Below are 26,506 nucleotides of genomic sequence, written 5' to 3' on the forward strand. Positions count from 1 at the left end.
CTCGCTACGTGATCTCCAGCATGCGCTCCCGCACCGCGTAGACCACGGCCTCCATCCTCGAGTGCAGCTGCAGCTTGTCGAGAATGTTGCGTACGTGGTTCTTCACGGTGTTCTCGGAGATGAATAGCTGCTTGGCGATCTCACGGTTGTTCATGCCCTTGGCCACCAGTCGCAGGACCTCCATCTCCCGGTCCGTCAGACGGGGCACGGGCAGCTGGGGCGGGCGCTCGGACTCCTTGCGGCTCATGTTTTGAAACTCGCTGATGAGCTTGGCCGCCATCGCCGGGTTGATTAACGACTGGCCCTCGTGCACGCCGCGCACCGCGGCGGGGACGTCGTTGATCTGGACGTCCTTGAGCAGATAGCCGGTGGCACCTGCCTTGATGGCCTCGAAGAGGTCTTCTTCCTCGTCGCTCACCGTCAGCATGATGATGCGGGTGCTCGGGACGGAGGCCTTGATGCCCTTCGCCGCCTCGATGCCGTCCTGCCGTGGCATGCGCACGTCCATGAGCGCGACGTCAGGCATGAGGCGATCGGCGAGTTCGACCGCCTCCTGCCCGTCGCTCGCCTCACCGACCACCTCGATGTCGGGTTCAGCGGCCAGCGCCAGCGCCAGGCTTCGCCTGATCAGCTCGTGATCGTCGACGATCAGCACGCGGATCGGCTCGCTCGCTGACGTGCGAGCCTCGCCTGTTTCGGTCACGAGGCCTCCCTGATCCGCCTCGCGCCCGCACTTCGCTCGCTCATCCGAACCTGACTGAGCTCGCTCACGTCTCCTCCTCGTCGGGGGGGCCAGAGCCGTTGAACCGCCATGATGGCATGTAACCAGCGGTTCTTGGGTGGTCGAGAAGATCTTTTAGCGCGCGATCAGGGCTCTACGAGCCGCAACACGCCGTAGTTGTACCCGCGTCGGTTGTAGACGACGCTCGGCTGGCCGCTCTCCTTGTCGCGGAACAGGTAGAAGTCATGCCCGACCAGCTCCATCTCGAGCAGAGCCTGGTCGATGGTCATGGGCTCCGCTTTGTGGAACTTCTCCCGGACGACGAGTGGCCCCTCGCCGTCCATCTCGATCGGGACGATGTCGTCGTAGAGCTGGTCGCTGCGCTCCTGCAGCTCGTCCTCGCTCGGCTCCGCCTGCTCGGGGACGAGGGCCTCCTTCCGCGGTGCCAGGCCTGCGGCCTCGGGGAGCGTCGCGGTGATCTCCGCCACAGAGGGCGGGCAGTGGCTGCCGTGATGGACCTTGCGCCGGTCGGCCAGCCGCCTGAGGCGGCCTTCCAGCTTGTCGAGGGCGACGTCGAGGGCTGTGAATCGGTCGTCGGCCGAGGCCTCGGCGCGGATGGCCGGTCCTCGGGAGTGAATGGTGAGCTCTACGCGCTCGCGCTGACTGGCAAGGCGCGGGTTGCGTTCTTTCGACACCTCCACATCAACTCGGATGAGTTTGTTGTCCAGACGTTCGATCCTGGCCAGCTTGGTCGTCACGTGGTCACGGAACCGGTCACTCACTCCGGTGTGCCGGCCCTTGACGATGATGTCCATGCAACAGCCCCCCTTTCGGTCTAACGACTGAGCAAGAGCGCCCGACGACGTGCTTGCCGGGCGGGGTCTTCTGTCTGCCTTTCTGTCACCGTTACCCTCTTCCGACTCACGGTCTGCGGGAACTCGGGTGGCACCCGTCCGGCCGACCTGGTCTTCGACCCCACATCCGCCTGCTGAGGATTTCGCAGCTCTGTTGCCACTACTGCCCTTCTCTTCTGGCGAGGGGTATCTGACCCCTCGGGAAGGCAGGACTTACCCCTAAGCCGCACCGTGATCGGTCGACAAAGAGTCGCCTTACGTGGACCGTTTTGCCTGCGGCTGGCATCGGCTAGCAGAGCCGGGAGCCCCGACCCTGCGCAACCACGGACCCGAACGGGTGCCATGTCAGAACGCTATCCGCATCCAGGGCGAATGTCAGCCGGAGGATCGGCCAAAGGATCACTTTCCGTGATTTTCGGATGGTCCGCGAGGCCTGTTTGATACCCCATTTAACCGATCGGCAACCCTTACCAGGACGGGCTTCCCTTCCGCCTAGCTGCCCCACCACGCACCCGGAGGAAGTGACATGTGACCTTCCGGTGAGACTGTTGATTTGGATCTTTCTTTACTCACCGTGACCGTAATGCTTTTCAAGATCTTCGGCGTGTCGCCGCGACAGTCACGGCCATGGGCACGCTCACCCCGGCCGCTCGCAGCGCTCTGGCGGCCTCGACGAGGGTGGCGCCGGTCGTGATGATGTCGTCCACGAGCAGCACAGAGGCCACTGGAGGCCCTTTCGCGGCGAGCGCGACTCTGAGGGACCCGGCGAGGTTGGCGACCCTCTGCGGCGAGCTCAGGCCCGCCTGGTCCACCACCCGCCGTGCCTGGCTCAGCGCCGCCCACGGCACCGCGGGGACGCCGAACATCCGCAGCCTGCGCACCGCCAGCTCTGCCAACCCGCCCACCGGGTCATGCCCTCTGGCGCCGATGCTCGCCCGCCCGCTGGGCACCGGCACGACGGCGAACCCCCGTGCCGCCCACGGCGCGCCGGTGCGGCCGATCGCCGTGAGGGCGGTGAAGGCCAGCGCCTCCGCCAGCACGCTGGCCAGCGCCACCGCGCCCCGCTCCTTGTACGCCACGATCGCCTTGCGCACCGCCCCCTCGTAGGGGCTCGCCGACCAGCAGTCCGGCGTGCCGGGCAGCCGCGGCCTGGGCAGGCGCCGGGCCGGCCGGGCGGTCAGCTCGGCCAGGCAGCGGCCGCAACAACGCGCCCCCTTGGCACCGCAGCCGGCGCAGGTCTGCGGCAGGACGAGATCGAGCACGACGCTCAGCACGCGGCCCAGCATGCCGCCCACCACCGACAATTCCCGCCCGCCATCCCCCACGACCACATGACCACCGGGCAGGGACGCCGGCCCGGGGCTCTGGCCTCAGCCCAGGTGGAACAGCGGGGTCTCGACGTCAGAGTCGATCTTGGAGGTCCAGCTCTGGTCCTCGTTGAGCTCCAGGAGCTTGGACCCCTGCCCCTTCTTCTCCGGCTCGGACTCCGCCAGGACGCGCTCGTTCAGCGCCGCCAGGGCCTGGAGCGGATCCTTCAGCGGAATCTCGACGACCGCCCCGTCACCGACGTCGATCTCGTTCAGTATCTGCCCCGCCTTGGTCTGGACCAGCACGAGCAGATGCTCGTCATCTCGCCACGCGGCATCCCGGATCTCGTCCCCCGCCTCGGTCGTGGTCAGGGACCGGAGGTTGCTCAGCTCGAGCCCTCCCATGACCGTCAGCGCGCCGAGCCAGACGGTGTTCTTGCCGGTCGTCACCACGACCCGCACTCCGTCCCTGGCGACGCGCAGGTTGGTGACGTCCAGCTTCTCCACCCCGGGCGCGGACACCGTTTCCGGCCCACGCTTGGCTGCCGGGTCGTACCGCAGCACGGCCCTGTTCTTGCGGTCGAAGGTCCACAACGACCCGTCCCGGTGCCACGACGGCGGCGTCAGGTCGGTTCCCTGGATGACCTCCTGCCACTGCCCTCCCTGCGCGAGGGGGGCCACCGAGATGCCGGTGGAGGTCCTGGCCGCGACGTAGGCGCCCTTCTTGGATATGGCGAAGTCGGAGTAGCCTTGGCGCTGCTCGCCGGCCGGTCCCGCCACGGCGCCGCCCGGCCCGTCCTTCGTCAGGTAGTGGACGGCGCCGTTGCTGACGTAGTAGGCGCTGTTGCCGGGGTTGTCCAGCCAGCGCTGGTCGTCGGTGTTGGGGTGGTGGCTCGTGTACGGCTCCCCGTCCACCAGCACCGAAATGCTGCGGCCCTTGGCCACGTCGTTGTTGTTGAGGCTGTACCTGATCTGCGCCATGAGGGCGTCCTCGCCGCTCAGGTCCAAAAGGTCCAGCGGGCCCGAGAGGTTGATCACCACGCTCTCGTCCTCTGCCGATCTGACCGACTCGACCTTGGTGCCGGGCGGGAAGGCCGTGGTCGCCGCGCCCACCAGGGCCCCGCTCGGCTGCTTCAGCAGGCGCTCGAGTATGATCTTCGCGTACGTCTCCGCCGGCTTCAGCCGCAGGCGCACGTTGTCCACGACGAGCCTGTCCTGCGTGCTGCCGTTGAGGTAGTAAAGCTTGGTCGGCCGGTACGCGCGTTCCACGTCCGACCTGGTGAGGATGAGCCCATCGGGCAGGCCGCTGACCCGATAGCCGCCTTCCTTGACCTTGACCAGGTCGAAGGGCCTTCCCCAGTTCCCGGACTGCGGCACGTAGGTGCCGTCCTCTTCGATGTAGGCCACCTGCTTGGCCTTGAGCGTGACCCGCTGCGCGGACGCGGCGCCGTCTTGCTCGGGCAGGTCGACCTGCAGATGGTCGTCGAGCACCGTCACCGCCCCCGAAGGGGTCCAGCCCTTCAGCGCCTCGGCGGTCAGGTATTGGGGCAGGACCGTCGGGTCGTCGGCGTAGGCGGCCATGGCGGCCTGCAGGCCCCTGATCGTCTGCTCGATACCCCAGCCGGGCTGCGGCGAGGTGGCGATCATGCGCTGGAACGGCTTGGTCAGCGGGTCGGCGCCGGCGGCGTCGTTCATGGTGTACGGGCCGCTCACCGGGATCACGGTGCAGCCCGAGCCGGCGCAGACCACGGCGGCCGCGAGCACGACGACCACCCAGAGCCGCCTAATCCTCGTCATGGACGTCCCCCGAAGCAGGCAGCAGCACGGGCGTCATCGCCCCGCGCCACGTACGCCGCATCTCGATCTCCGGCGGAACCAGCGACAGCGGCGAGCCCTTCAGCTCGGCCCCGGCCGTCCTGGGCAGCGTCAGCCTGAACTGAGAGCCCTCGCCCGGCTGCCCCCAGGCCTGCAGCCAGCCGCCGTGCAGCGTGGCGTCCTCGCGGGAGATCGCCAGCCCGAGGCCGGTGCCGCCGATGGTCCGCGCCCGCGACGGGTCGGCCCGCCAGAACCGGTCGAAGACCATGGTGTCCTCGCCCGCCTTCAGGCCGATCCCGTGGTCTCGTACGGCGACGGCCACGGCGTCCCGGTCGGCGCCCACGGTCACCACGATCTCCCTGCCCTCGCCGTGCTCGATGGCGTTGAACAGCAGGTTGCGCAGGATCCGCTCGACCCTGCGGTTGTCGATCTCCGCCATGCAGGGCTCGGCGGGCAGTCGCAGGTCGAAGCGGGTGCCGTGCCGCTCGGCCAGCGCCTCGGAGTCCTCGATCGCGCGCAGCACCACCCGGCGCACGTCCACGGAGTCGAGGTCCAGCGTGGCGGCGCCGGCGTCGTAGCGGCTGATCTCCAGCAGGTCGGCCAGCATCGACTCGAACCGCTCCAGCTGCGCCTGCATGAGCTCGGCCGAGCGGGCGGCCATCGGGTCGAAGTCCTCGCGGGCGTCGTACAGCAGGTCGGCGGCCATGCGCACGGTCGTCAGCGGGGTGCGCAGCTCGTGCGAGACGTCCGAGACGAACTGCCGCTGGACCTGCGACAGCTCCTCAAGCTGGTGGATCTTGAGCGCCAGGTTCGCGGCCATCTCGTTGAACGAGTTCGCCAGCCGGGCGAGGTCGTCCTCACCGCGCACTTTGAGCCGCTCGTCGAGCTTGCCGGAGGCCAGCCGCTCGGCGGCCTGCCTGGCGAGCCGTACCGGGGTGACGACCTGGCGGGCGACCAGGTAGGCGATGGCGGCCAGCAGCAGCACGAGCCCGAGGCCCACCACGACGAGGGCCAGCCGGACGCTGGACAGCAGCTCCTCTTCCTCGTCGAGCGGGAAGAAGTGGTAGACCTCGTAGTTGTCGCCGGTGTAGGAGTGCACGACGCCGCCGACCACGAACGTCAACCGGGGCTGGCTCTGGCCGCTGAACATGATCCGGTCGATGGAGTGGACGGTCTTGCCGTACTCCAGCTTCTCCACGTTGCGCCGCACGCCGGCGCTGACGTTGTGCGGCACGTTGGCGGGCACGACGGTGCCCGAGGCGCGGGACTGGCCCGGGCTGGCCTCGTTGAGTATCAGCACGTCGTAGCGCTTCTTTGAGCCGTCGTCTGCGGAGCCGGTGACGGTGTCCATGACGTCGTCGAGCGGGTTGGCCGACATCTTGCCGCCGTCGGCGACCTTGGCCGCCTGGTCGTCCACCTCGGGGGCCAGCGCGTCGGCGATCTGCAGGCGGTCGGCCATCGCCTCGCTGGCAGAGGACCGGGTCCTGCTGTCGACCACCGACTTGTTGATCTGGGTGGACAGGAACACCCCCAGCACCACCATCACGACCATGGAGATCACCAGCGTGCTGGTGACCACCTGGAGCTGGAGCGAGCGCCGCCAGACGCGGCGGGCCCGGCCGGCCGCACGGCGCACCCGCCGGCGGACTCCGCCGAGAATCTGGCGGAGTGTCCGTCGGCGGGACCTCTTCTGCTTCGTCGGGGGCATGTCAGGGGGAGGCGAAGGTCAGGCGGGGCCGGCTTTATAGCCCACGCCGCGGACCGTGACGACGATCTCGGGGTGCTCGGGGTCCTTCTCGATCTTGGCCCTGAGTCGCTGGACGTGCACGTTGACCAGCCGCGTGTCGGCCGCGTGCCGGTAGCCCCAGACCTGCTCGAGCAGGACCTCGCGGGTGAACACCTGGCGCGGCTTGCGGGCCAGCGCGACGAGCAGGTCGAACTCGAGCGGCGTGAGGTTGATGGTCTCCTCGCCCCGCTTGACCGAGTGACCGGCCACGTCGATGGTGATGTCGCCGATCTGCAGGATCTCCGGGGTCGGCTCGTCGGTGCGGCGAAGCCTCGCCCGCACCCGTGCGACCAGCTCCTTCGGCTTGAACGGCTTGACGATGTAGTCGTCGGCGCCGGACTCCAGGCCCAGCACGACGTCTATCGTGTCGCTCTTCGCCGTGAGCATGACGATCGGAACCCCCGACTCAGCCCTGATCCTGCGCGCGACGTCGATGCCGTCCGCTCCGGGCAGCATCAGGTCGAGCAGCACCAGGTCCGGGCGTGTATCCCGGAACGCGTCGAGGGCCTTGTCGCCGTCTGAGACAAAGGATGGTTCGAAGCCCTCTCCCCGCAGCACGATCCCGAGCATCTCGGCGAGAGCGGCGTCGTCGTCGACGACCAGCACGCGACCTTTCATGGCCCCTCATTCGTTCTACGCATTGTGGGACATACCCGCACGATCGCTGAAGGTTACCCTTGGTCGGCCTATGAGTGTGACCTGAGACCCACAAAAGGCGAATTTTAGGCCCGCCCCGCGACCGCAATCTCAGTCTGCGGTAACAGAGCAACTTTCGGCCATCCCCGGACGTGAACCTTGACCCGATTCGCCCGAGAATGCGGGCAAGATGGGACAGGGAATCGCTTCCGTGACACCAATGCCCCGTTCAGCGTGCCAGGATTGGGATATGTCAGACGGTCACGGTCCCACGCCCGAGACGCCATCAGGCTGGTCGGCCGAACAGCCCCCGCCCTACAGCGCCCCGCCGGCCTCCCCGTGGACCGCCCCGGGCGCACAGCAGCAGGCTCCTTACGGGCAGCCGTACGGAGAGCAGCCCTCTTACGGACCTGGGCCCCAAACACCATATCCGCCCCAGCCGCAACCCGGTTACGGCTACATGCCGCCTCCGCCCCCGGCGGCGCTGCGGCCGGGCATCATCCCGCTGCGCCCCCTCGGCCTCGGCGACATCCTCGACGGCACGATCAAGTTCATCCGGTCCAACCCGAAGTCGGTGCTGGGCTTGTCGGCCATCGCCGCCCTGCTCGTCTCCGTGCCCCTGGCCATCGGCCAGGCGTTCGTGCTCAACACCATGGGCGGCGCGCTGGCCGACCCCACGACTTCGCCCGACGAGCTCACCGGCGTCTACGGCGTCGCCGCCCAGTACGGCGGCACGCTGATCTCCTACGCCATCCAGTTCGTCGTGGTCACCCTGCTGACCGGCGTGCTGACCCGCATTCTCGGCCGGGCCGTCTTCGGCGGCAACCTCACGGCGGGCCAGGCATGGCAGCTCGTCAAGGGCCGGATCCCGGCGTTGTTCGGCGTCGTGGGGCTGCTGGCCGCCATCATGCTGGTGCCCATGGCGCTCTTCGTGCTGCTCTTCGTGCTGCTCATGACGGCGATCTCGGCGGGCTCCTCCAGCAACGGGACCATCGGCCTGATGATCGGGCTGATCTTCCTGTTCGTCATCGGTTACTTCGCTTTGTACCTCTTCATCAGGACCCGCTTCGCGTTCGCCTCGCCGATCGTGGTCCTGGAGGGCAAGGGCCCGATCGAGGCCATGCGCCGCTCGTGGCGCCTGGTCACCGGCGACTTCTGGCGGGTGCTCGGCATCCTGCTGCTCACCTCCCTGCTCGTCGGCCTGGTGGCGTTCGTCGTGTCGGTGCCCTTCACGCTCGCGGGCACGTTGTTCGGCATGCTCGGCACCGGCTCGGTGGCCAACGCCGTCGTGTCCGCGGTGCTGATCGCGCTCGGCGCCACGCTCAGCGCGATGTTCACCTATCCCTTCGAGGCAGGAGTGGCCGGCCTGCTCTACGCCGACCGGCGCATGCGCAGCGAGGCGTTCGACCTCGTGCTGCAGACGGCAGCCATCGAGCAGCAGCGCCAGGGTTGGGTGCACGCCTCGGCCGACGAGCTCTGGCACCCGTCCAACTCCGCCAGGTCGTGAGCCCGATCGACAGGGAGGAGGCCGCGCGCCGGGCCGCGGCGGAGCTCCTCAAGCCTGACTACGAGAAAGAATCCTTGGTCGACCTGCTCTACCGGCATTTCACCCAGTTCCTGGGCGACCTGGTCGACGCGGCCACGGGCGGCGGGCCGGCGGGCGGGATCATCGCGGCCATGCTGATCGTCCTCATCCTCGTGGGCCTGATCGTGCTGATCTCCTGGCGGCTGCGCAAGACCGCGCGCAAGAACGCGCTCGCCGGCGGCGGGCTGTTCGGGGAGCGGGCGATGACCGCGGCCGAGCACCGGCGGGCCGCCGAACGGCTCGCCCTCGAGGGGCGCTGGGGCGAGGCCATCCAGGAACGCCTGCGGGCCATCGCCCGTGACCTGGAAGAACGGGCGCTGGTCGACGGCATGCCGGGACGCACGGCCGACGAGCTGGCCGCGGAGGCGGCAGTGGCCCTGCCGGGGTTCGCCACGCAGCTGGCGGCGGCGGCGCGCTCGTTCGACGACGTCACGTACGGCGGCGTGCCCGGGACCCGCGAGGCCTACGAGTCCATGGCTCTCCTCGACGACCACCTCCGCCAGGCCCGCCCCGCCCCGCTGACCGCCACGGCCGCGGCCCGCGTCCCGGTCGGCGTCGGGGCTCCCACCGGCACCGTGGTTCCGCCCGGCGTCGCCCCCGGCCCCGCGCCGCACGGCCCGCACGGCCCTGTCGGCGGCTCGGCCGGCGGCCCGCTGGGCATGCCGTCGGCGGGCTCGCCCGCTGGTCCGCCGGCGAGTCCCGGCGCGGCACAACCGACGAACCCGGCCGTAGCGCCACCGGCAAGCCCTGCCGCAGCACCACCACCGAACTCGGCCGGCAGCCCGCTGGGCATGCTGTCGGCGGGCTCGCCCGCCGGTCCGCCGGCGAGCCCCGGCACGACGTCGCCACCAAGCCCCAGCGCGGCACCGCCACCAAGCCCCAGCGCACCGCCGACGGGCCCCGGCGCGGCACTGCCGACGGGCCCCGGCGCGGCACCGCCGACGGGCCCCGGCGCGGCACCGCCGACGATGCCCGTGGCAGGGCCGCGCGGCGCGCAGGTGGGCGAGCCTGCGGTGAGGCCGGCTGCAGGGCCGGATGGCGATCCACCCGCGGAGCCATCGGGCGAGCGGCGGGAGGACGCATCCCACCCGACCGGTGAGGGGCCCTCCGACGAAGCCGACGGCAGGCCGCCGGGAGGTGCGGCAGACCAATCCGGCGCAGCGCGGGGTGAGGCTGACGAGGCCGGGGAGCGGCGGGCGCCCGAGTCCGGCGGAGGGCAGACGTGAGCGTGATCATGCGTCAGACGGCGGCGCCCGGCGGGCCGCAGGCCGGCACCGCGCCCGGCGGGTCAGAACCCACCTCCCCCACCGCCCGCTCCATCTGGACCGCCGGCCGCATGATCGTGCTGCTCGGCGTCGTTCTCATCCTGGCAGCGGTGATAGGAGTCCTGACCACCCCGTCCCAGGGCCCGTCCCGCCCCTTCGACCCCACGGACACCTCCGTGGCCGGCTCCAAGGCGCTGGCCGAGCTCCTGCGCTCGCGCGGCGTCAAGGTGGACAGGGTCGACTCCGTGCAGGCGGCGGCCGACCTGACGGCACGGGGCGGCAACCGCCTGCTCCTGATCACGGACACGACGTACTTCGACGAATACGCCCTGTCCAGGATCCCGGGCGACCGCCTGATCGCCGGCGATGTCTTCGGCCTCCAGGCCCTCGCGCCCGGCGTACGCACCCGCCCGGAAGCGGCCCGCCCTCGCTCCCGCGAGCCGCAGTGCCAGTTGCCCGCGGCCAGGCTGGCGGGCAGCGCGTACATGGGCGGCGTGGTGTTCGACGCCCCGGCGGGCGGCACCGGCTGCTACCCGGCCTCCGGCGGCGGACACACGCTGGTCAGCTACCCGAACGCGGGTGGGGTCACGACGGTCGTCGGCGACGGCTCGTTCATGACGAACCGGCGGCTGGCCGAGGACGGCAACGCGGCCCTCGCCCTCAACCTGATCGGCACCGGCCGCCCCGTCACCTGGCTGATCCGCCCCGAGCGCCCACCGGCGACGGAGCTGCCCGGCGAGCGCGGCCAGTCGATGTACGACCTTATGCCCGACAACATCCGCTGGACCATCTACATGGCGATCATCGCCGTGGGCGTCACCGCGCTCTGGCGGGGCAGGCGCCTGGGCCCGGTGGTGGCCGAGCGGCTGCCGGTCATCGTCCGGGCGGCCGAGACGGTCGAGGGCCGTGGCCGCCTCTACCGGGCCAGACGCGCCAGGCAACGCGCCGCCGAATCGCTGCGCGCGGGCACGATCGACCGCCTGACCCCCAGGCTGGGCCTCACGTCCGGCGCGGGCCCGCAGGAGGTCGTCGCGGCGCTCGCCGCCCGTACCCGGCAGGACTCCCACCAGGTCGGCGCGGCACTGTACGGACCACCCCCGGCCGACGACGCCGCCCTCGTGGCCCTGGCCGGATACTTGGACTTCATCGAAAGGCAGGTCAGTGAACTCTGAGGAGACTTTCCGCGTGACGACCTCGGCCGACGCCGCCAGGGACGCGCTCGGCGCGCTGCGGGCCGAGGTGTCCAAGGCCGTGGTGGGGCAGGACGCGGTGGTGACGGGGCTGGTCATCGCGCTGTTGTGCAGGGGGCATGTGCTGCTCGAAGGCGTGCCCGGCGTGGCCAAGACGTTGATGGTGCGTACGCTGTCGTCGGCTTTGTCCTTGGACTTCAAGCGGGTGCAGTTCACGCCCGACCTGATGCCGGGCGACGTGACGGGGTCGTTGATCTACGACACGAAGACCGCGGAGTTCGAGTTTCGCGAGGGGCCGGTGTTCACGAACCTGCTGCTGGCCGACGAGATCAACCGTACGCCGCCGAAGACGCAGGCCGCGCTGCTGGAGGCGATGGAGGAGCGGCAGGTCAGCGTGGAGGGCTCGGCCAGGCTCCTGCCCGACCCGTTCGTGGTGTGCGCGACCCAGAACCCGGTCGAGTACGAGGGCACCTACCAACTTCCCGAGGCGCAGCTCGACCGGTTCCTGCTCAAGCTGACCGTGCCGCTGCCGCCGCGCGAGCAGGAGATCATGGTGCTGGAGCGGCACGCCAGCGGTTTCGACCCCCGTGACCTGTCAGGTGTCAAGCCTGTCGCGTCGGCCGAGGACCTGGCGGCGGGGCGGGAGGCGGCCGCGAAGGTGCACGTGGCGCCCGCGGTGCTCGGTTACATCGTGGACGTGGCCCGCGCCACCAGAAGCTCCCCTTCGCTGCAACTGGGTGTCTCCCCGCGTGGCGCGACGGCGCTGCTGGCCGCCTCGCGGGCGTGGGCGTGGCTGTCCGGCCGCACGTACGTCACGCCGGACGATGTGAAGGCGCTGGCCAGGCCCGCGCTGCGGCACCGCGTGCAGCTCAGGCCGGAGGCCGAGCTGGAGGGCGCGACCGCGGACGGCCTGCTCGACGGCATCCTGGCCTCGGTCCCGGTCCCGCGCTGATGTCGGCCCTGACGGAAACCGCCATGGCGGTGAGCCCATGTCCGACCGAACCCGGCGTGGCGGTGAGCCGATGGCTCTGACGGGACGTGCCGGACTGGTCGCGGCGCTCGGGATCGTGGTGGTGTTGCTCGCGCCCCAGCCCGGCCCCGCGCTCGCGGGCGTGTGCCTGCTGCTGGCCGCCGCGATCGTCGTGGACCTGGTGTTCGCGGGGGCCGTGCGGCCGTTGCGGTTCCACCGCTCCGGCGACACGCTCGTACGCCTGGGCCAGCGGGCCACGGTCGAGCTGATCGTGGAGAACCCGGGCGGCAGGCGGGTACGCGGCGTGCTGAGGGACGCCTGGCCGCCTTCCGCGAACGCCACCCCGCGGGTCGCCGCGGTGGACGTCCCCAAAGGCGAGCGCCGCAAGATCGTCGTGACGCTGGACCCGACCAGGCGCGGCGACCGGTCGTCGGTGTCGGTCACCGTACGTTCTCTCGGCCCGCTGGGCCTCGCCGCCCGCCAGGGCAGTCATCGGTCGCCGTGGACGGTGCGGGTGCTGCCGCCGTTCCTGTCGCGCAAGCATCTGCCGTCGCGGCTGGCCAGGCTCCGGGAGCTGGAGGGCCAGCACCCGGCGCTGGTACGCGGGCAGGGCACCGAGTTCGACTCGCTGCGCGAGTACGTGGTCGGCGACGACGTGCGCTCCATCGACTGGCGGGCCACCGCGCGCCGCCACGACGTGGTGGTGCGCACCTGGCGCCCGGAACGCGACCGCCGCGTGCTGATCGTGCTCGACACCGGCCGCACCTCGGCGGGCCGGGTGGGCGACGCGCCGATCCCCATGGCCGGCGCGGCGGCGGGCGGCGGCGGGCTGCTGGTCAGGCCGGATCCGCGGCCCGCCGGCGCTCGGCCGGGCTGGCCGCGGCTCGACTGGTCGATGGACGCGGCGCTACTACTGGCCGCGCTCGCCGCCCGGGCCGGCGACCAGGTGGACTTCCTGGCGTACGACCGGGCCGTACGCGCCTGGGTGGCCGGGGCGTCCCGGACCGAGCTGCTGTCGTCGCTGGTCAACGTGATGGCGCCGATCGAGGCCGAGCTGATCGAGGCCGACTCGCAGGGCATGGTGGCGGCCATTCTGTCGCGGGCCAAGCGGCGCTGCCTGGTGGTGCTGCTGACGGACCTGAACTCGGCGGCCCTGGACGAGGGGCTGATGCCGGTGCTGCCGCAGCTGTCCTCGCGCCATCTGGTGCTGGTGGCCGGGGTGTCCGATCCGCGGGTGGCGGCGATGGCGGCGCGCCGGGGATCGGCCGAGGACGTGTACGACGCGGCGGCGGCCGAGCACGCCCAGCTCGAACGCCGGCGCATCACGGCCCGGCTGCGGCGGCACGGGGTGGAGGTCGTGGACGCGCCGCCGGAGGACATCGCGCCCGCCCTCGCGGACGCGTACCTGGCGCTGAAGGCCGCCGGACGGCTGTAGGCCGTCAGGCGGTGGGGGCGACGTCGGGGGCGCGTTCGAGGTCGCCGGTCTCGTTCTCCCGCAGGGCCCGGCGGCCGAAGACGATCACGTACGTCAGGAAAATCGCCTCAGCGAGCACCCCGATGCCAACCCGCGCCCATGTGGGCAGCCCCGACGGGGTCACGAACGCCTCGATCAGCCCCGATACGAACAGCACCACGACCAGCCCGAGCGCCACGCTCATCACCGCCCGGCCCTGCTCGGCCAGCGCGTCGACCCGACGCCGCGGCCCGGGGTCGATCGCCGTCCAGCCCAGGCGCATGCCCACGGCCGCCGCCAGGAACACGGCGGTCAGCTCCAGCAGCCCGTGCGGCATGATCAGCCCGAAGAAGATGTCCAGCTTGTCCCTGGAGGCCATGAGACCGCCGGCGACGCCGACATTCTCGGCGTTCGCGTAGAGCGCGTACGGGATCGGCAACCCCAGGAGGACCGAGTAGATGATCATCAATGCGGAGACCCACGCGTTGTTGATCCACACGGCGCTGGCGAAAGACGCGGCCGGGTTCTCCGAGTAGTAGTCGGCGAAGTCGTGCTCGACGAGCTGGGTGATCTCGTCCTCGGTGTAGATCGACGCCTGGACGTCGGGATTGCCCGCCACCCACGCGCCCATCACCCAGGAGACCGCCACGAACGCCAGCGCGCTCGCCAGCCACCACCACCGCGCCCGGTAGGCCACCACGGGGAACGACACCGTGAAGAACCTCACCAGCTCCCGCCACGCGGGCGTGTGCGCGCCGGTCACCGCCGACCTGGCCCTGGCCACCAGCGCGGACAGCCGGCCGGTCAGCATCGGGTCGCCGGCGGAGGAGCGGACGATGGACAGGTGCGTCGCCACCCGCTGGTAGAGGTCGACCAACTCGTCCACCTCGGCACCGGTCAGCGACGAGCGGTGCTTGACCAGGTGGTCGAGCCTGTCCCAGGCCTGGCGATGTGCTGCGATGAACGCGTCGATGTCCACCTGAACATTCTGGCCGCTCGATCACCCGTACATAGCCGTTAGGCTCCACATATGTCAGAGGTTGTGACCGGCGACGCCGTCGTCGTCGAGGTGCGCATCGCACAGATGCCCTCACGCGCGGTGGCGATCATCATCGACATGGCCGTGCAGCTGACCGTGCTGGTGGGCGCGTACGCGCTCTTAGGCGCATTCGCCCTCATCTCGGACACGGCGATGCTCACAGCCGTCATGATCGCACTGGTAGTGCTGGTGATGGTGGGTTATCCCGTGCTGTTCGAGTCGCTCAGCAGGGGACGCAGCCTCGGCAAGCTGGCGCTCGGACTGCGCGTGGTCAGCGACGACGGCAGCCCAGAGCGGTTCAGGCAGGCGTTGTTCCGCGGGCTGGCCGGAATGGTGGAGTTCTGGCTGCTGTACGGCGCGCCCGCGCTGATCTCCTCGCTGGTGTCGCAGCGGGGCAAGCGGCTCGGCGACATCTTCGCCGGCACGATCGTGATCTCCGAGCGGGCGCCGCGCGACAGGGGCCAGATGATCGTGATGCCGCCGCCGCTGGCGAGCTGGGCGGCCAGGCTGGAGTTGTCCCAGTTGCCCGACGAGGTGGTCCAGGCCGCCCGGCAGTACCTGTCGCGGTGGCACGACCTCTCGCCGCAGGTGCAGCATGAGATGGGGGTGCGGATCGCGACCCAGGTGGCGGCATCCGTCTCGCCGGCGGCGCCGCCGGGGGTGCCGCCGCACGCGTACCTGAGCGCCGTCCTGGCCGAGCGCCGCCGGCGGGAGGAGACGCGCCTCGCACAGCGCGCCGGCGCCACCTCCGCCAACGGCGTGCCGCAGCCAGGCCCGTACCAGGGAGCTCAACCAGCCGCGTACCCGCAGCCTGGGCCTTATGCGCAGCCCAGGCCGCCGGCGCCCGCCCCGGAGCCGCCGAAGGCGACTCCGGGTGGGTTCGCGCCACCTCAGTAAAGGATCAGTGCCATCCGCCCCGGTACGACTCCTGCGTCTGCACGTTCAACCGGCCGGTGCGAACGTACTTGGCGCTGTCCGTCAGCGGATCGTTGATCTTGACGATGTCGAGACCCTGGTGGAAGTCGGCCCCGTAGATGTAGCCGTTGTAGTAGTAGGCCGACCAGATGCCGCCTCCGCCGCCGGCCGCGCGGGGACCGCGCTCGAAGTAGCCGATCTCCTTCGGGTTGGCGGCGTCGGTGAAGTCCCAGATCGACAGCCCGCCCATGTACCAGGCCTGGACCATGATGTCGCGGCCCTTGACCGGGATCAGCGAGCCGTTGTGGGCCACGCAGTTCTCCGAGTCCGCCTGGTGGCGCGGGATCTTGAAGTAGCTCTTGAAGACGAGCTGCCCGTTCACGATCTCGTAGATCGCGTCCGCGCCCCTGTTCGGGCCCGTCGCCTCGTTGCACGTGGCCGCGCCGCCGCCGCCGAGCTCGTCGGTGAAGACGACCTTCCTGGCGTCGTTGCTGAAGGTGGCCGAGTGCCAGAAGGCGAAGTTCGGGTCCGTGGTCCTGGCGGTGATCTTCGGGTTGAGCCGGTCAGAGATGTCGAACAGCACGCCGTCGCCCATGCAGGCGCCCGCCGCGATGTCCTTCTCGGCGTAGGCGGTGATGTCGTGGCACCCCTGGGTCGGCAGGAGGAGGCCCGGCTGGGTCTCGTTACCGCCGTCAGGGAAGACGACCGGCGTGGCCGCGACCGCCGCCGCGGTCGGGTTGTTCAGCGGCACCTTGATGATCGAGATCTTGTCGTGCGGCGGCATGCAGTCGGGGAAGTTCGCGGCCGGCAGGTACGACGACACGTAGACGTAGACGTTCTTGTGCCTGTCGCGCCCCTTGCCCGGCACCAGCGTGAGGGTGTGGGAGCCGCAGTTGGTCTCGACCGACTTGATGTACTTCGGGTTGGCCTTGTCGGAGATGTCGAAGATCCGTACGCCTTCCCAGGCCTCCTTGTGGTCGGCCGTCAGACCTGTGCTCTGACACGAGTCGTTGCTACGCGAGCTGTCGACGGCGCCGAACAGCAGGTTGCCGTAGACGCTGACGTCCATCTGGGAGCCCGGACAGACCGTGGAGCTGACGACCGTCGCCTTCTTGGGGTCCCTGATGTCGTAGATCGAGAAGCCGCCGTAGTTGCCGACGTAGGCGTAGCCGTCCTGGAAGGCGATATCGGTGTTGATGGTGCTTGCGATCGGGGCGGGTTTGGGGATGTTGAGCACGTGGGTCACGTTGGGGCTCATGACCACCGTGTCGGGGGGTGGGATGTCGGCGGCCAGCGCGGGCATTCCGGTCAGCGCTAATGCGAAAGCCGCCGCTGCCGCTACGAGGGTACGGCGCGGAGTGGACACTCGGGAGCCTCCTTGATCACTTATGTCCCGATGGAGCAACGCCGACGAGGACCCCGGTCAGGGGCCCTCGTCAGCCGATGAGAACGGTCAGTGGTGGCCGGGGTACGAAGCCTGCGTCTGCGCGTTCAGGGAACGCATCTTGACCCAGTTCGCCTGGTTCGTCCGCGGATCGTTGATCTTCACCACGTCCAGGCCCAGGTTGAAGTCAGAGCCGTAGATGTAGCCGTTGTAGTAGTACGCCGACCAGAAGCCGCCGCTGAGGGCCGGCGCGGTGTTGTCCGGTCCCCGCTCGAAGTAGGCGATCTCCTGCGGGTGCGCCGAGTCGGTGAAGTCGACCACCGAGATGCCACCCTGGTACCACGCCTGCACCATGATGTCGCGGCCCTTGACCGGGATCAGCGAGCCGTTGTGGGCCACACAGTTCTCCGTGTCGGCCTGGTGCCGTGCGATCTTGAAGTAGCTCCTGAACTGGAGCTGCCCGTTCACGATGTCGTAGTACGCGTTGGCGCCCTTGTTCGGCCCGATGGCCTCGTTGCAGGTGGCCCGGGTGCCACCGCCGAGCTCGTCGGTGAAGATCACCTTCGTGCCCGTGTTGTTGAAGGTCGCCGAGTGCCAGAACGCGAAGTTCGCCTCGTCGCGCACGGTCGCGGTGACCTTGGGCTGCTCGGGGTTGCGGATGTCGAGCAGGATGCCGTCACCCATGCAGGCGCCCGCCGCGATGCCCTTCTCCGGGTAGGCCGTGATGTCGTGGCAGCCGGTCGTGGCCGACTTCCCATTGGGGTAGGGCAGCGGGACACCGCCGTAGCCGCCCTGCGGGAACAGGTTCGGCGTGGCGATCACGGTCGCGGCCGTCGGATTGTTCAGCGGCACCTTGATGATCGAGATCAGGTCGTGCGGCGTCTTGCAGTCCGGGTATGTGTCGTTCGGGTTGTAGGACGAGACGTAGATGTAGACGTTCTGACGCGAGCGGTCGGGCACCAGCGTGTGGGTGTGCGAACCGCAGTTGGTCTCGACCGACTTGATGTACTTCGGGTTGGCCTTGTCCGAGACGTCGAAGATCCGTACGCCCTCCCACGACTCCTTGACCGTCGCAGGCTGCGATGTGCTGCTGCACGAGTCGTTGTTCCGGGAGGAGTCGACGGAGCCGAACAGCAGGTTGCCGTAGACGGACACGTCCATCTGGCCGCCCGGGCAGACCACGGAGCTGACGAGCGAGGTCTGCTTCGGGTGCTTGACGTCGTAGATGGAGAAGCCGTAGTAGTTGCCGACATATGCGTAGTCGCCCTGGAAGGCCATGTCCGTATGGATGTCGGCCAGCGCTTCGGGCTTGGGCACGTTGGTGACGTGCTCCATGTTGGGGCTCATGACGATCTGACCGGGAGCAGGGATGTCTGCGGCCTGGACGGGCAGGGTGCTGCCCGCCAGCGCCACGACCGCCGCCACGAGGATGAGGGCCCTGCGCGGGGTTAACACTGGTCAACCTCCAATAAAGGGGGCATAAATCTACGTAATCTTCGCGTCTCCCGCCCTGAAGGGCCAGTGTCCAACCTGTCAATTTTTGTTCCGGTTCACCCCCTTTCAATTGGGGCGTTTTTCACCTAGAGTGCGCATTCTCCACCACATCAGTCAGGGAGGGCTGAGTGCGCGCCGCGCTCGGGTTCATTGCAAGCACGGTCCTTGCAGGCACGGTCATCGCTCTCTCCGGCTGCACCTCCAGTACGCCGCCGCAAGCCCCGCGGGCCGACTCGACCGCGCCCGTGATCGCCCCCGGCCGCCCCGGCGAGCTGGCCAAGACGCTCGCGCCTGGCGAGGCCGCCACCGCCGTGCCCTCACCCACCGCGAACGCCGCCGACGTCACCTACGTGCAGGACATGATCGTCCATCACCAGCAGGCGCTCGACATGGCGTTGCTCGCGCCCAACCGGGCGGACTCGGCCAAGCTCAAGAGCCTGGCCGACCGGATCAAGGCGGCTCAGGGGCCGGAGATCCAGTTCATGACGGGCTGGCTACGCGAGCTGGACCAGAAGGTGCCCGACCATCACGCCGCGCACGACGGCATGCCGGGAATGGCCACGCCCGAGCAGCTCGAGGCACTGAAGGCCGCCACGGGCAAGAACTTCGACCGGATGTTCCTTGAGCTCATGATCAACCACCACCTCGGCGCGATCAAGATGTCCGAGCAGGTGCTGAGCAGCGGCTCCCACATCAGGATCGAAGAACTGGCCAGCGACGTCAGCGTCACCCAGGCAGCCGAGATCCGCCGCATGCAGGAAATGCAGTCGGCCCTTTAGCCCTCGCCCTGCCACGAGTGCAGTGTCAGGAGCCCGCCCGCCACGAATGCAGGTAGTCCTCCTGCTCGGGGGTGAGCGTGTCGATGCCGATGCCGGTGGCGGCCAACTTGAGCCTGGCGACCTCATGGTCGATCTCGCCCGGCACGTCGTAGACGCCAGGCGCCAACTCCGCTCGCGCGCCCACCAGCCACTCCACGGCGAGGGCCTGGGCGGAGAACGACATGTCCATGACGGCCGCCGGATGCCCCTCCGCGGCGGTGAGGTTGACCAGGCGCCCCTCGGCCAGCAGCAGCAGCCGCCGGCCGTCGGGCATCACGTACTCGTCGGTGTTGGGGCGGACCCCCCGGTGCACCTCCTGGGCCAGCTCGTCCAGCGCGCGCACGTCGATCTCCACATCGAAGTGTCCCGCGTTGGCCAGGATCGCCCCATCTTTCATGACCGACAGGTGCTCGCCTCTGATCACGTCCCGGTTGCCGGTCACGGTCACGAACAGATCGCCGAGCATCGCGGCCTGCGCCATCGGCCGCACCTCGTAGCCCTGCAGGGTGGCGTCGAGCGCCTTGACCGCGTCGATCTCGGTCACGATCACCCGCGCCCCGAACCCCTTGGCCCGCTCGGCCACCCCACGCCCGCAGTAGCCGAACCCGGCCACGACCACGGTCCGCCCAGCGAGCATGGTGTTGGTCGCCCGCATGATCCCGTCAAGCGTCGACTGCCCGGTGCCATACCGGTTGTCGAACATGCGCTTGGTCCGCGTGTCGTTGACCGCCACCACAGGAAACCGCAGCGCCCCCTCGGCCGCCATCTGCCGCAACCGAATGATCCCGGTCGTGGTCTCCTCACACCCGCCGCTCACCCGCTCGAGCAGATCAGTCCGCTCGGTGTGCAGGATGTTGACAAGATCACACCCATCATCGAGCACCAGGTCGGGCTCAAGATCAAGCGCCTGGTGAATATGCCGGTAGTAGGTGGCCCGGTCCACTCCAGCCCGCGCGTGCACGCCGATGCCATAGGTCCGCAGGGCCTCGGCGACGTCGTCCTGCGTGGAGAGGGGATTGGAGGCGGCCAGCTCGATCTGCGCACCGCCCGCCTTCAAGGCCCCCATGAGCACCGCCGTCTCAGCGGTGACGTGCAGGCACGCCGCGATCCGCAGCCCGTCAAACGGCCGTGAGAGCGCGAACCGCTCACCGATCGCGGTCAACACCGGCATCGAACGAGCAGCCCACGAGATCTGCCGTTCACCGCTTTCACTGACGTCCATGGGTGCCTGCTAACCGAAGAAGACGGCCAAGAATACGCTCGTCACGGCGAGCACCCCGTGAGCCTTCACGACCGGCCATGACAGACGGGAACCGGGTGCGGCGCGTGCGGTGACCTTGGGCGACCGTAAAAGAAGGTGGTTGTGGAGCTCCAAAGGAGCTCCGTGAGAAGAGAACCCCTCGCGGTTGTGGAGCTCCTGAATCTTCTCCGAGAGAAGAAGATTCAGTAGCGATAGTGGTCGGACTTGTAGGGGCCCTCGACGTGGACGCCGATGTAGGAGGCCTGCTCCTTCGTGAGCTCGGTGAGCTTGACGCCGAGGGCGTCAAGGTGCAGGCGGGCGACCTTCTCATCCAGGTGCTTCGGCAGCGTGTAGACCCCGATCGGGTATTCGGAGGTCTTCGTGAACAGCTCGATCTGCGCGATCACCTGGTTGGTGAACGAGTTGGACATGACGAAGCTCGGGTGCCCGGTCGCGCAGCCGAGGTTCATGAGCCGGCCCTCGGCGAGCACGATGATCGAGTGCCCGTCGGCGAAAACCCACTCGTCGACCTGGGGCTTGATGTTGTTCCTGACGATGCCGGGCAGCTTGGCGAGGCCCGCCATGTCGATCTCGTTGTCGAAGTGGCCGATGTTGGACACGATCGCCTGGTGCTTCATCTTCGCCATGTGCTCGGCGGTGATGATGTTGAAGTTGCCGGTGGCGGTGACGAAGATGTCGGCGATGCCGACGACCTCGTCCAGCGTCGTCACCTGGAAGCCGTCCATGGCCGCCTGGAGCGCGCAGATGGGGTCGATCTCGGTGACGATGACCCGGGCGCCCTGGCCGCGCAGCGCGTCGGCGCAGCCCTTGCCGACGTCGCCGTAGCCGCAGACCACGGCCACCTTGCCGCCGATCAGCACGTCGGTCGCCCGGTTCAGGCCGTCGATGACGGAGTGGCGGCAGCCGTACTTGTTGTCGAACTTGGACTTGGTGACCGAGTCGTTGACGTTGATCGCCGGGAACAGCAGCTGGCCGTTCTTGTGCATCTCGTAGAGCCGGTGCACGCCGGTCGTGGTCTCCTCGGTGACGCCCTTGATGCTCTCGGCGATCCGGGTCCACCTCTTGTCCGAACCGACCGTGCGGGTGAGCAGGTCGATGATGACGTGCCACTCCTCCGGGTCGTCGGCGGTGGCGGGCGGCACGGCGCCGGCCTTCTCGTATTCGGCGCCCTTGTGAACGAGGAGCGTGGCGTCGCCGCCGTCGTCCAGGATCATGTTGGGGGCGTCACCGTTGGGCCAGGTGAGCGCCTGCTCGGTGCACCACCAGTATTCCTCCAGCGTCTCGCCCTTCCAGGCGAACACCGGCACACCCTGCGGGTTGTCCACGGTGCCGTCGGGTCCGACGACCACCGCGGCGGCGGCGTGGTCCTGCGTGGAGAAGATGTTGCAGCTGACCCAGCGGACCTCGGCGCCCAGCGCCACCAGCGTCTCGATGAGGACGGCCGTCTGGATCGTCATGTGCAGGGAGCCCATGATCTTCGCACCGCGAAGGGGCTGGGAGGCCGCGTATTCCTTGCGGACCGACATGAGGCCGGGCATCTCGTGCTCGGCGAGCCGGATCTCCTTGCGGCCGAACTCGGCAAGTGAAAGGTCGGCGACCTTGAAGTCCATCGGGTGTCCCCTCGCGCTGACGGTGATTCTCGGGGACGAGTCTAGGCCCCGCATGACCGGGATCGCATTCCCAGCACGCTGAAACTGACGTAAGAATGTAAGGATGCGCATCACGGAAGCAGCCAAGCGGCTCGGCATGTCCCCACGAATGCTTCGATACCGGGAGTCTCTCGGGCTGCTGCCGCCGGTGCGGGAGCAGGGGGCGCACCGGCGGTTCGGCCCCGATGAGCTGGCCGCCGTGGCTCAGGGGGTGGAGCTGGAGAAGCGGTTCGACGTGTCGCCGGCCGAGCTGGCGTTCGCGCTGCGGGTGCTGAGCGAGCCGACGGTGGCGGCCGCCGTACGCGACCTGGGGGTGCGGATCGGCCGCATCCAGGTGCCCCGCAGGGCCCTCGACTTCGAGAAGGAGAAGGCCCTGCGGCTCCTCAGGCGGTGAACGTCATGAGGTCGTCTCGGCGGCCGTGGCGCGCTCGCGGTCCAGGTCCGGCTCCAGGTAGATGACCCGCGCGATCGGCACCGCCTGGCGGATGCGGCGCTCGGCCTCGTCGATGCCGCGCGCCACCTCCGAGGCCGTCTCGTCGTGCGACACGGCGATCTTGGCGCCCACGAGGAGCTCCTCCGGCCCGAGGTGCAGCGTCCGCATGTGGATGATCCTTTCCACCTCGGGCGCGCTCTCCAGCGCGTGGCGGATCTGGTCCTCTACCTCCGGCGAGGCGCCCTCACCGACCAGCAGCGACTTGGTCTCGATGGCCAGCACGATCGCGATGACGGCGAGCAGCACGCCGATCATCAGGGTGCCGATGGCGTCCCAGACGGGGTCGCCCGTGACGACGGTCATCGTCACGCCGAACAACGCGAAGATCAGGCCGAACAGCGCACCCAGGTCCTCCAGCAGGATGACCGGCAGCTCGGGCGACTTGGACCGGCGGATGAACGCCCACCACGACTGCTGGCCACGCACGGCGTTCGACTCCTTGATCGCCGTGCGGAACGAGAGAGTCTCCGCACCGATCGCGAAGATCAGCACGGCGAACGCCCAGATCGGCGAGCGGAGCTCATGCGGATGGGTGATCTTCTGGTAGCCCTCGTAGAGCGAGAACGCCGCGCCGATCGTGAACAGCACGACGGCCACCACGAAGGCGTAGAAGTAGCGCTCACGCCCGTAGCCGAACGGGTGCTCCCTGGTGCTGGCCCGCTGCGCCCGCCTACCGCCGATCAGCAGCAACACCTGATTGCCCGAGTCGGCGACGGAGTGGATGCCCTCCGCCAGCATGGACGAGGACCCGGTGAATGCCGCGGCCACAAATTTGGACACGGCGATGGCCAGGTTTGCGGCCAATGCCGCAACGATCGCTTTGGTTCCGCCGCTCGCGCTCACGGCACTTCTCCACTCATAAAGATCACGTATTAAGGCCTGGAAAAGGATCCTATTGCGAAATTCTGGCCTTCAGCTCAGTGATCGCTGACACAGGGGTCGGATCCACGCCATATCCCAGCGCCAGGTACGTGCTGGCGTAGTCGCCCAGGGCGATCAGCGAGGCGATCCGCTCCAGCGGATGCACCCCCTCGGCCGTGAGCTCGGTGACCCTGACGTCGCGTTCGCGCGCCAGCCGCAGCACCGCCTCGCGCCGCCGCGTCACCTGGGGGTGCTCTTCGACGTCACGCATGACGACGAGCCGCAGCGTAAGTCCGGCGGTGTCGGCGAAGATGTCGTGCGCGGCCATCGGCCCGTCGAGGGCGGCCACCTGGTTGTGGCCGGCCTCGGGCAGCTCTCCGTAAACAGCGGGATATTTCGCGTTCGTGTTGAGCTGGCAGGCCAGCCGGTACGCGGCCACGGCCGCCACCTGCGACGACCCCCAGATCATCGGGACGCTCTCGGCCAGGTCCATGGCGAGCGATTTGCCGGGGTTGATGAACGACTCGCTGGACGGCCGGCACCGGTGCGCCATGTCCTCCAGGGCTTTGGCCACCCGCTCGAACAGGTCCGCCTCCGCCGGCACGAGCCGCAGCTCGGCGGCGGCCACGATCAGGGGGATGGTCAGGAGCCAGACGTTCGCCCTGGACTGCCCGTCGACCGGGACCGCCACGTAGACGGCCGATCCCTGCACCGCGATGGCCTCCAACGGGGAACCCGAGGGTCCGACGCCGAGCAGCGTAGAGCCGCGCCGCACGGCCTGGGTTGCGACGGACAGCGTCTCCTCGGTGTCGCCCGAGCCGGAGACGGCGATGACCAGGTCGGTGGCGCCGACCCAGCCGGGGAGCTGATAAGAACGCAAGGTCACGATGGGCAGCGGCACGCCGTTGCCGGCCACCGCCGCCAGGATGTCGCCCGCAATGCCGGAGCCGCCCATGCCCGCGACCACGATGGCGCGCGGCCGCCCGTGGGCGGCCAGCCGGTCGAGGCGGGCCTCGACGGCCGCACGGTGGCCGGTGCGTATGTGAGCCGCGGATGAGGCGACCGCGGGCAACATCCCGCCAGGGTCGCCTTCACTGAGGTGAGCCTGGTCGTCGAGCCGGCCGGGCTCCCAGGTCACGGTTTCCTGGCCTCGTCGACGAGCAGGACGGGGATGTCATCCCGGACCGGATAGATCAGGCCGCAGCCCGTGCAGGCCAGCTCCTCGGCCTCGCTGTCGGCACGCAGGGGCGCCTTGCACGCCGGACAGGCCAGGATCTCCAGCAGCCAGTCGTCGATCTTCACTCTTTCACCAATCTCGCTTTCACTCGTTAGCTCGACCGTAACATCACGGTGTCACCGGTCAGGCGGATCGAGTCCGACGAATGATGGTCTGTATGTGGTGGAACACCGCTTGACTCGCACCACAGTGCGTGAAGTTGCGCTCGGCCTGCGTCACGGCGCTGGAATAGTCGATCGGCGTCCCGTCGAACGCCGTCCAACGGCCCCCCGCCTCCTCCACGATGATCTGCGGCGCGACATTGTCCCAGATCTTGGACGTCCGGTTCAAGAACGCACCGTAACGCCCTCTCGCCACCATCGCGATGTCGAACGCGGAGTTGCTGCCCCGGAGCTTGTAGGGCCCGGCCAGCAGGATTTCGGCGAGAAGGGCACACTCGGCCCGCGCGACCTCGGGGTGCGCCGGATCCGCGTCAATGCCGTAACAGAGCATTCGACCGGCGACGCCACCGTTGCCGGCGACGTGGATGGGTGCCCCGTTGCAGGTAGCACCCTCGCCCTTCTGAGCACTGTAGATCTCGCCAAAGGCGGGCAACGCGATGCCACCGGCGATGGGCGTCGCATCCTCCAACAACCCGACCATGATCCCGTAGTGCGGCAGTCCTGCCGCGAAATTGCTCGTGCCGTCGATCGGGTCGATGACCCACGTATAGCGGGACTTGTTGTCGATGACACCGGCTTCCTCGTCGATCAGGCTATGCCGGGGAAACTCCTCCCGAACTATGCGCAGCAGCAGCTTCCCTATCGCGGTGTCCGCTTCGGTGAGGACCTGATGCGGGTCGCTCTCCTTGTATTGCGTGCTCACCTTGCCGAATTTGTCGCGGGCGACGGCTGACGCCACGTCGAGCACCTGCTCGATGAATTGTCTGTACATTTATTCCACGCCCTAGCGTACCGTGACGGACTTTGCGAGATTTCGGGGCTTGTCGATCTCCCGGTTCAAATGAAGGGCGCAGAAGTATGCAAATAACTCACCGGCGACGAGTTGTAGCACGAGATCGGAGACATCCTCACCATGATATGGCAGAGGCTGGTAGTCGGAGAAGCTCAGAAGGTCGGCTTCGTCGAGGTCATCGGGTCCGAATCCGATGATTTCCCCTCCGCGGGCGGCGACCTCGCTGACATTCGCCAAGGTCGCCGTGAAGAGATCACGGTTGGCATGTGGCGAAGGTATGAGGAAACGGTCACGAACCCGGGCGCTATGAGCGAAATCGTGCCATGCTTAAAGAATCCAGCGCTCATTCCTTCCGCATGGCGGTAAGTAGCCTTCTTATACTTGAGCGCAGACTCCAGTGCCACCGGATACAGCGCCCCTCGGCCCACGAAAAAGAGATGCTGGATGTCCTTGTACTTGCGCGCGAGATTTCCGATGGATCCGCTCGCTCCATCGATGAAGGCCTCCAGGGTCGTCGGGAGCCGCACGATCGAATCCATACGGTCCTGGTAGCGGCCGGCCGACAGCACAGCGCTCTGCCTGCCCACCTCCAAGGCGAGCCGGCCCAGAATGATCGCCTGACTGATGATGGACTTGGTCGACAGCACGCTTATCTCCGGCCCGCAGGCCTGCTGAAGCCGGTGGCCGGACAGTGAAGGTTTTTCACCGCACCTCGCGAGCTTGCAGGACGAAGATTGCTTTGACGAGTTGACCTGCACGTAGCGGGCAGCAGCGGAGTTTGCGCAGGATGCGCCAGTTCTTCAGGACGGCATTCGCGCG

At 68.7% G+C, this 26,506-nt stretch carries 24 protein-coding genes and 1 pseudogene; 8 read left to right on the forward strand and 17 right to left on the reverse strand.

Going from position 1 to position 26,506, the window contains the following annotated elements:
- Nucleotides 1–4: 4 nt before the first annotated feature.
- From Q9G87_RS27115 to mtrA, 6 genes are all read right to left on the reverse strand, one after another.
- Entirely contained in the window at nt 5–703 is a 699-nt protein-coding gene (locus Q9G87_RS27115) for a response regulator (RefSeq protein ID WP_305919289.1), read from the reverse strand.
- A gap of 164 nt (nt 704–867) precedes the next feature.
- Nucleotides 868–1,536 carry a ribosome hibernation-promoting factor, HPF/YfiA family gene (hpf, locus tag Q9G87_RS27120; RefSeq protein WP_305919290.1) on the reverse strand — a complete coding sequence of 223 codons (669 nt, stop codon included), beginning with the start codon at nt 1,534–1,536 and terminating at the stop codon, nt 868–870.
- Between the two features lie 629 nt (nt 1,537–2,165).
- On the reverse strand, nt 2,166–2,906 hold the full coding sequence (locus tag Q9G87_RS27125; protein ID WP_305919291.1) for a ComF family protein: 741 nt from the start codon (nt 2,904–2,906) through the stop codon (nt 2,166–2,168).
- A gap of 39 nt (nt 2,907–2,945) precedes the next feature.
- Nucleotides 2,946–4,679 carry an LpqB family beta-propeller domain-containing protein gene (locus Q9G87_RS27130; RefSeq protein WP_305919292.1) on the reverse strand — a complete coding sequence of 578 codons (1,734 nt, stop codon included), beginning with the start codon at nt 4,677–4,679 and terminating at the stop codon, nt 2,946–2,948.
- A complete protein-coding gene (mtrB, locus tag Q9G87_RS27135) occupies nt 4,666–6,405 on the reverse strand; it encodes an MtrAB system histidine kinase MtrB (RefSeq protein WP_371825830.1) in 1,740 nt (579 codons plus the stop codon). Before mtrB ends, Q9G87_RS27130 begins: the two co-directional genes overlap by 14 nt.
- A gap of 18 nt (nt 6,406–6,423) precedes the next feature.
- Entirely contained in the window at nt 6,424–7,101 is a 678-nt protein-coding gene (gene mtrA / locus Q9G87_RS27140) for an MtrAB system response regulator MtrA (RefSeq protein ID WP_043620615.1), read from the reverse strand.
- 478 nt (nt 7,102–7,579) lie between these two features.
- Here mtrA and Q9G87_RS27145 point away from each other — a divergent pair, with 478 nt between their 5' ends.
- The 5 genes from Q9G87_RS27145 to Q9G87_RS27165 all read left to right on the forward strand — a co-directional run bounded on the left by Q9G87_RS27145 (nt 7,580) and on the right by Q9G87_RS27165 (nt 13,564).
- Nucleotides 7,580–8,626 (forward strand): glycerophosphoryl diester phosphodiesterase membrane domain-containing protein, encoded by a 1,047-nt coding sequence (locus Q9G87_RS27145; RefSeq protein ID WP_305919294.1) that lies wholly within the window; start codon nt 7,580–7,582, stop codon nt 8,624–8,626.
- Nucleotides 8,623–9,930, forward strand: coding sequence for a DUF4129 domain-containing protein (locus Q9G87_RS27150; protein WP_305919295.1), 1,308 nt, complete (start codon nt 8,623–8,625; stop codon nt 9,928–9,930). The genes Q9G87_RS27145 and Q9G87_RS27150 overlap by 4 nt, the downstream gene beginning before the upstream one ends.
- Nucleotides 9,927–11,141 (forward strand): DUF4350 domain-containing protein, encoded by a 1,215-nt coding sequence (locus Q9G87_RS27155; RefSeq protein WP_305919296.1) that lies wholly within the window; start codon nt 9,927–9,929, stop codon nt 11,139–11,141. Before Q9G87_RS27150 ends, Q9G87_RS27155 begins: the two co-directional genes overlap by 4 nt.
- Nucleotides 11,142–11,154: 13 nt before the next feature.
- On the forward strand, nt 11,155–12,111 hold the full coding sequence (locus Q9G87_RS27160; RefSeq protein ID WP_305919297.1) for an AAA family ATPase: 957 nt from the start codon (nt 11,155–11,157) through the stop codon (nt 12,109–12,111).
- A 70-nt stretch (nt 12,112–12,181) separates the two neighbouring features.
- Nucleotides 12,182–13,564 carry a DUF58 domain-containing protein gene (locus Q9G87_RS27165; protein WP_305919325.1) on the forward strand — a complete coding sequence of 461 codons (1,383 nt, stop codon included), beginning with the start codon at nt 12,182–12,184 and terminating at the stop codon, nt 13,562–13,564.
- A gap of 4 nt (nt 13,565–13,568) precedes the next feature.
- On the opposite strand, the gene Q9G87_RS27170 is transcribed toward Q9G87_RS27165, so the two are convergent.
- The gene (locus Q9G87_RS27170; protein WP_305919298.1) at nt 13,569–14,561 is read right to left on the reverse strand and encodes a stage II sporulation protein M; all 993 of its coding nucleotides are present in this window, start codon (nt 14,559–14,561) and stop codon (nt 13,569–13,571) included.
- Nucleotides 14,562–14,612: 51 nt separating this feature from the next.
- On the opposite strand from Q9G87_RS27170, the gene Q9G87_RS27175 reads away from it, so the two are divergent.
- The gene (locus Q9G87_RS27175; RefSeq protein ID WP_305919299.1) at nt 14,613–15,518 is read left to right on the forward strand and encodes an RDD family protein; all 906 of its coding nucleotides are present in this window, start codon (nt 14,613–14,615) and stop codon (nt 15,516–15,518) included.
- Nucleotides 15,519–15,522: 4 nt separating this feature from the next.
- Here the strand turns inward: Q9G87_RS27175 and Q9G87_RS27180 are convergent, their stop codons facing one another.
- On the reverse strand, nt 15,523–16,902 hold the full coding sequence (locus Q9G87_RS27180) for an LVIVD repeat-containing protein (protein WP_305919300.1): 1,380 nt from the start codon (nt 16,900–16,902) through the stop codon (nt 15,523–15,525).
- Between the two features lie 87 nt (nt 16,903–16,989).
- Entirely contained in the window at nt 16,990–18,375 is a 1,386-nt protein-coding gene (locus Q9G87_RS27185; RefSeq protein WP_305919301.1) for an LVIVD repeat-containing protein, read from the reverse strand.
- A 167-nt stretch (nt 18,376–18,542) separates the two neighbouring features.
- Between Q9G87_RS27185 and Q9G87_RS27190 the strand changes: the two genes are divergently transcribed.
- The gene (locus tag Q9G87_RS27190) at nt 18,543–19,193 is read left to right on the forward strand and encodes a DUF305 domain-containing protein (protein ID WP_305919302.1); all 651 of its coding nucleotides are present in this window, start codon (nt 18,543–18,545) and stop codon (nt 19,191–19,193) included.
- A gap of 25 nt (nt 19,194–19,218) precedes the next feature.
- On the opposite strand, the gene Q9G87_RS27195 is transcribed toward Q9G87_RS27190, so the two are convergent.
- Complete coding sequence (locus Q9G87_RS27195; protein ID WP_305919303.1) at nt 19,219–20,454, reverse strand: adenosylhomocysteinase; 1,236 nt, start codon at nt 20,452–20,454, stop codon at nt 19,219–19,221.
- Between the two features lie 221 nt (nt 20,455–20,675).
- Nucleotides 20,676–22,103, reverse strand: a complete 1,428-nt coding sequence (gene ahcY / locus Q9G87_RS27200) for an adenosylhomocysteinase (protein ID WP_305919304.1) — start codon at nt 22,101–22,103, stop codon at nt 20,676–20,678.
- Nucleotides 22,104–22,206: 103 nt separating this feature from the next.
- Between ahcY and Q9G87_RS27205 the strand changes: the two genes are divergently transcribed.
- Nucleotides 22,207–22,536 carry a MerR family transcriptional regulator gene (locus Q9G87_RS27205; RefSeq protein WP_305919305.1) on the forward strand — a complete coding sequence of 110 codons (330 nt, stop codon included), beginning with the start codon at nt 22,207–22,209 and terminating at the stop codon, nt 22,534–22,536.
- A 3-nt stretch (nt 22,537–22,539) separates the two neighbouring features.
- Here Q9G87_RS27205 and Q9G87_RS27210 read toward each other — a convergent pair whose 3' ends face one another.
- The 6 genes and pseudogenes from Q9G87_RS27210 to Q9G87_RS27235 all read right to left on the reverse strand — a co-directional run.
- A complete protein-coding gene (locus Q9G87_RS27210) occupies nt 22,540–23,478 on the reverse strand; it encodes a cation diffusion facilitator family transporter (protein ID WP_305919306.1) in 939 nt (312 codons plus the stop codon).
- Between the two features lie 49 nt (nt 23,479–23,527).
- Entirely contained in the window at nt 23,528–24,634 is a 1,107-nt protein-coding gene (locus Q9G87_RS27215) for an SIS domain-containing protein (RefSeq protein WP_305919307.1), read from the reverse strand.
- Nucleotides 24,631–24,798 (reverse strand): Trm112 family protein, encoded by a 168-nt coding sequence (locus Q9G87_RS27220; protein ID WP_127939884.1) that lies wholly within the window; start codon nt 24,796–24,798, stop codon nt 24,631–24,633. The genes Q9G87_RS27215 and Q9G87_RS27220 overlap by 4 nt, the downstream gene beginning before the upstream one ends.
- A gap of 58 nt (nt 24,799–24,856) precedes the next feature.
- Complete coding sequence (locus Q9G87_RS27225) at nt 24,857–25,666, reverse strand: inositol monophosphatase family protein (RefSeq protein WP_305919308.1); 810 nt, start codon at nt 25,664–25,666, stop codon at nt 24,857–24,859.
- Nucleotides 25,667–25,839: 173 nt separating this feature from the next.
- The gene (locus Q9G87_RS27230; protein ID WP_305919309.1) at nt 25,840–26,334 is read right to left on the reverse strand and encodes an SIS domain-containing protein; all 495 of its coding nucleotides are present in this window, start codon (nt 26,332–26,334) and stop codon (nt 25,840–25,842) included.
- Between the two features lie 55 nt (nt 26,335–26,389).
- Nucleotides 26,390–26,506, reverse strand: a pseudogene (locus Q9G87_RS27235) (IS5/IS1182 family transposase); the annotation flags it as partial.

It is taken from the genome of Nonomuraea turcica, assembly GCF_030718205.1.
Lineage (GTDB): Bacteria > Actinomycetota > Actinomycetes > Streptosporangiales > Streptosporangiaceae > Nonomuraea.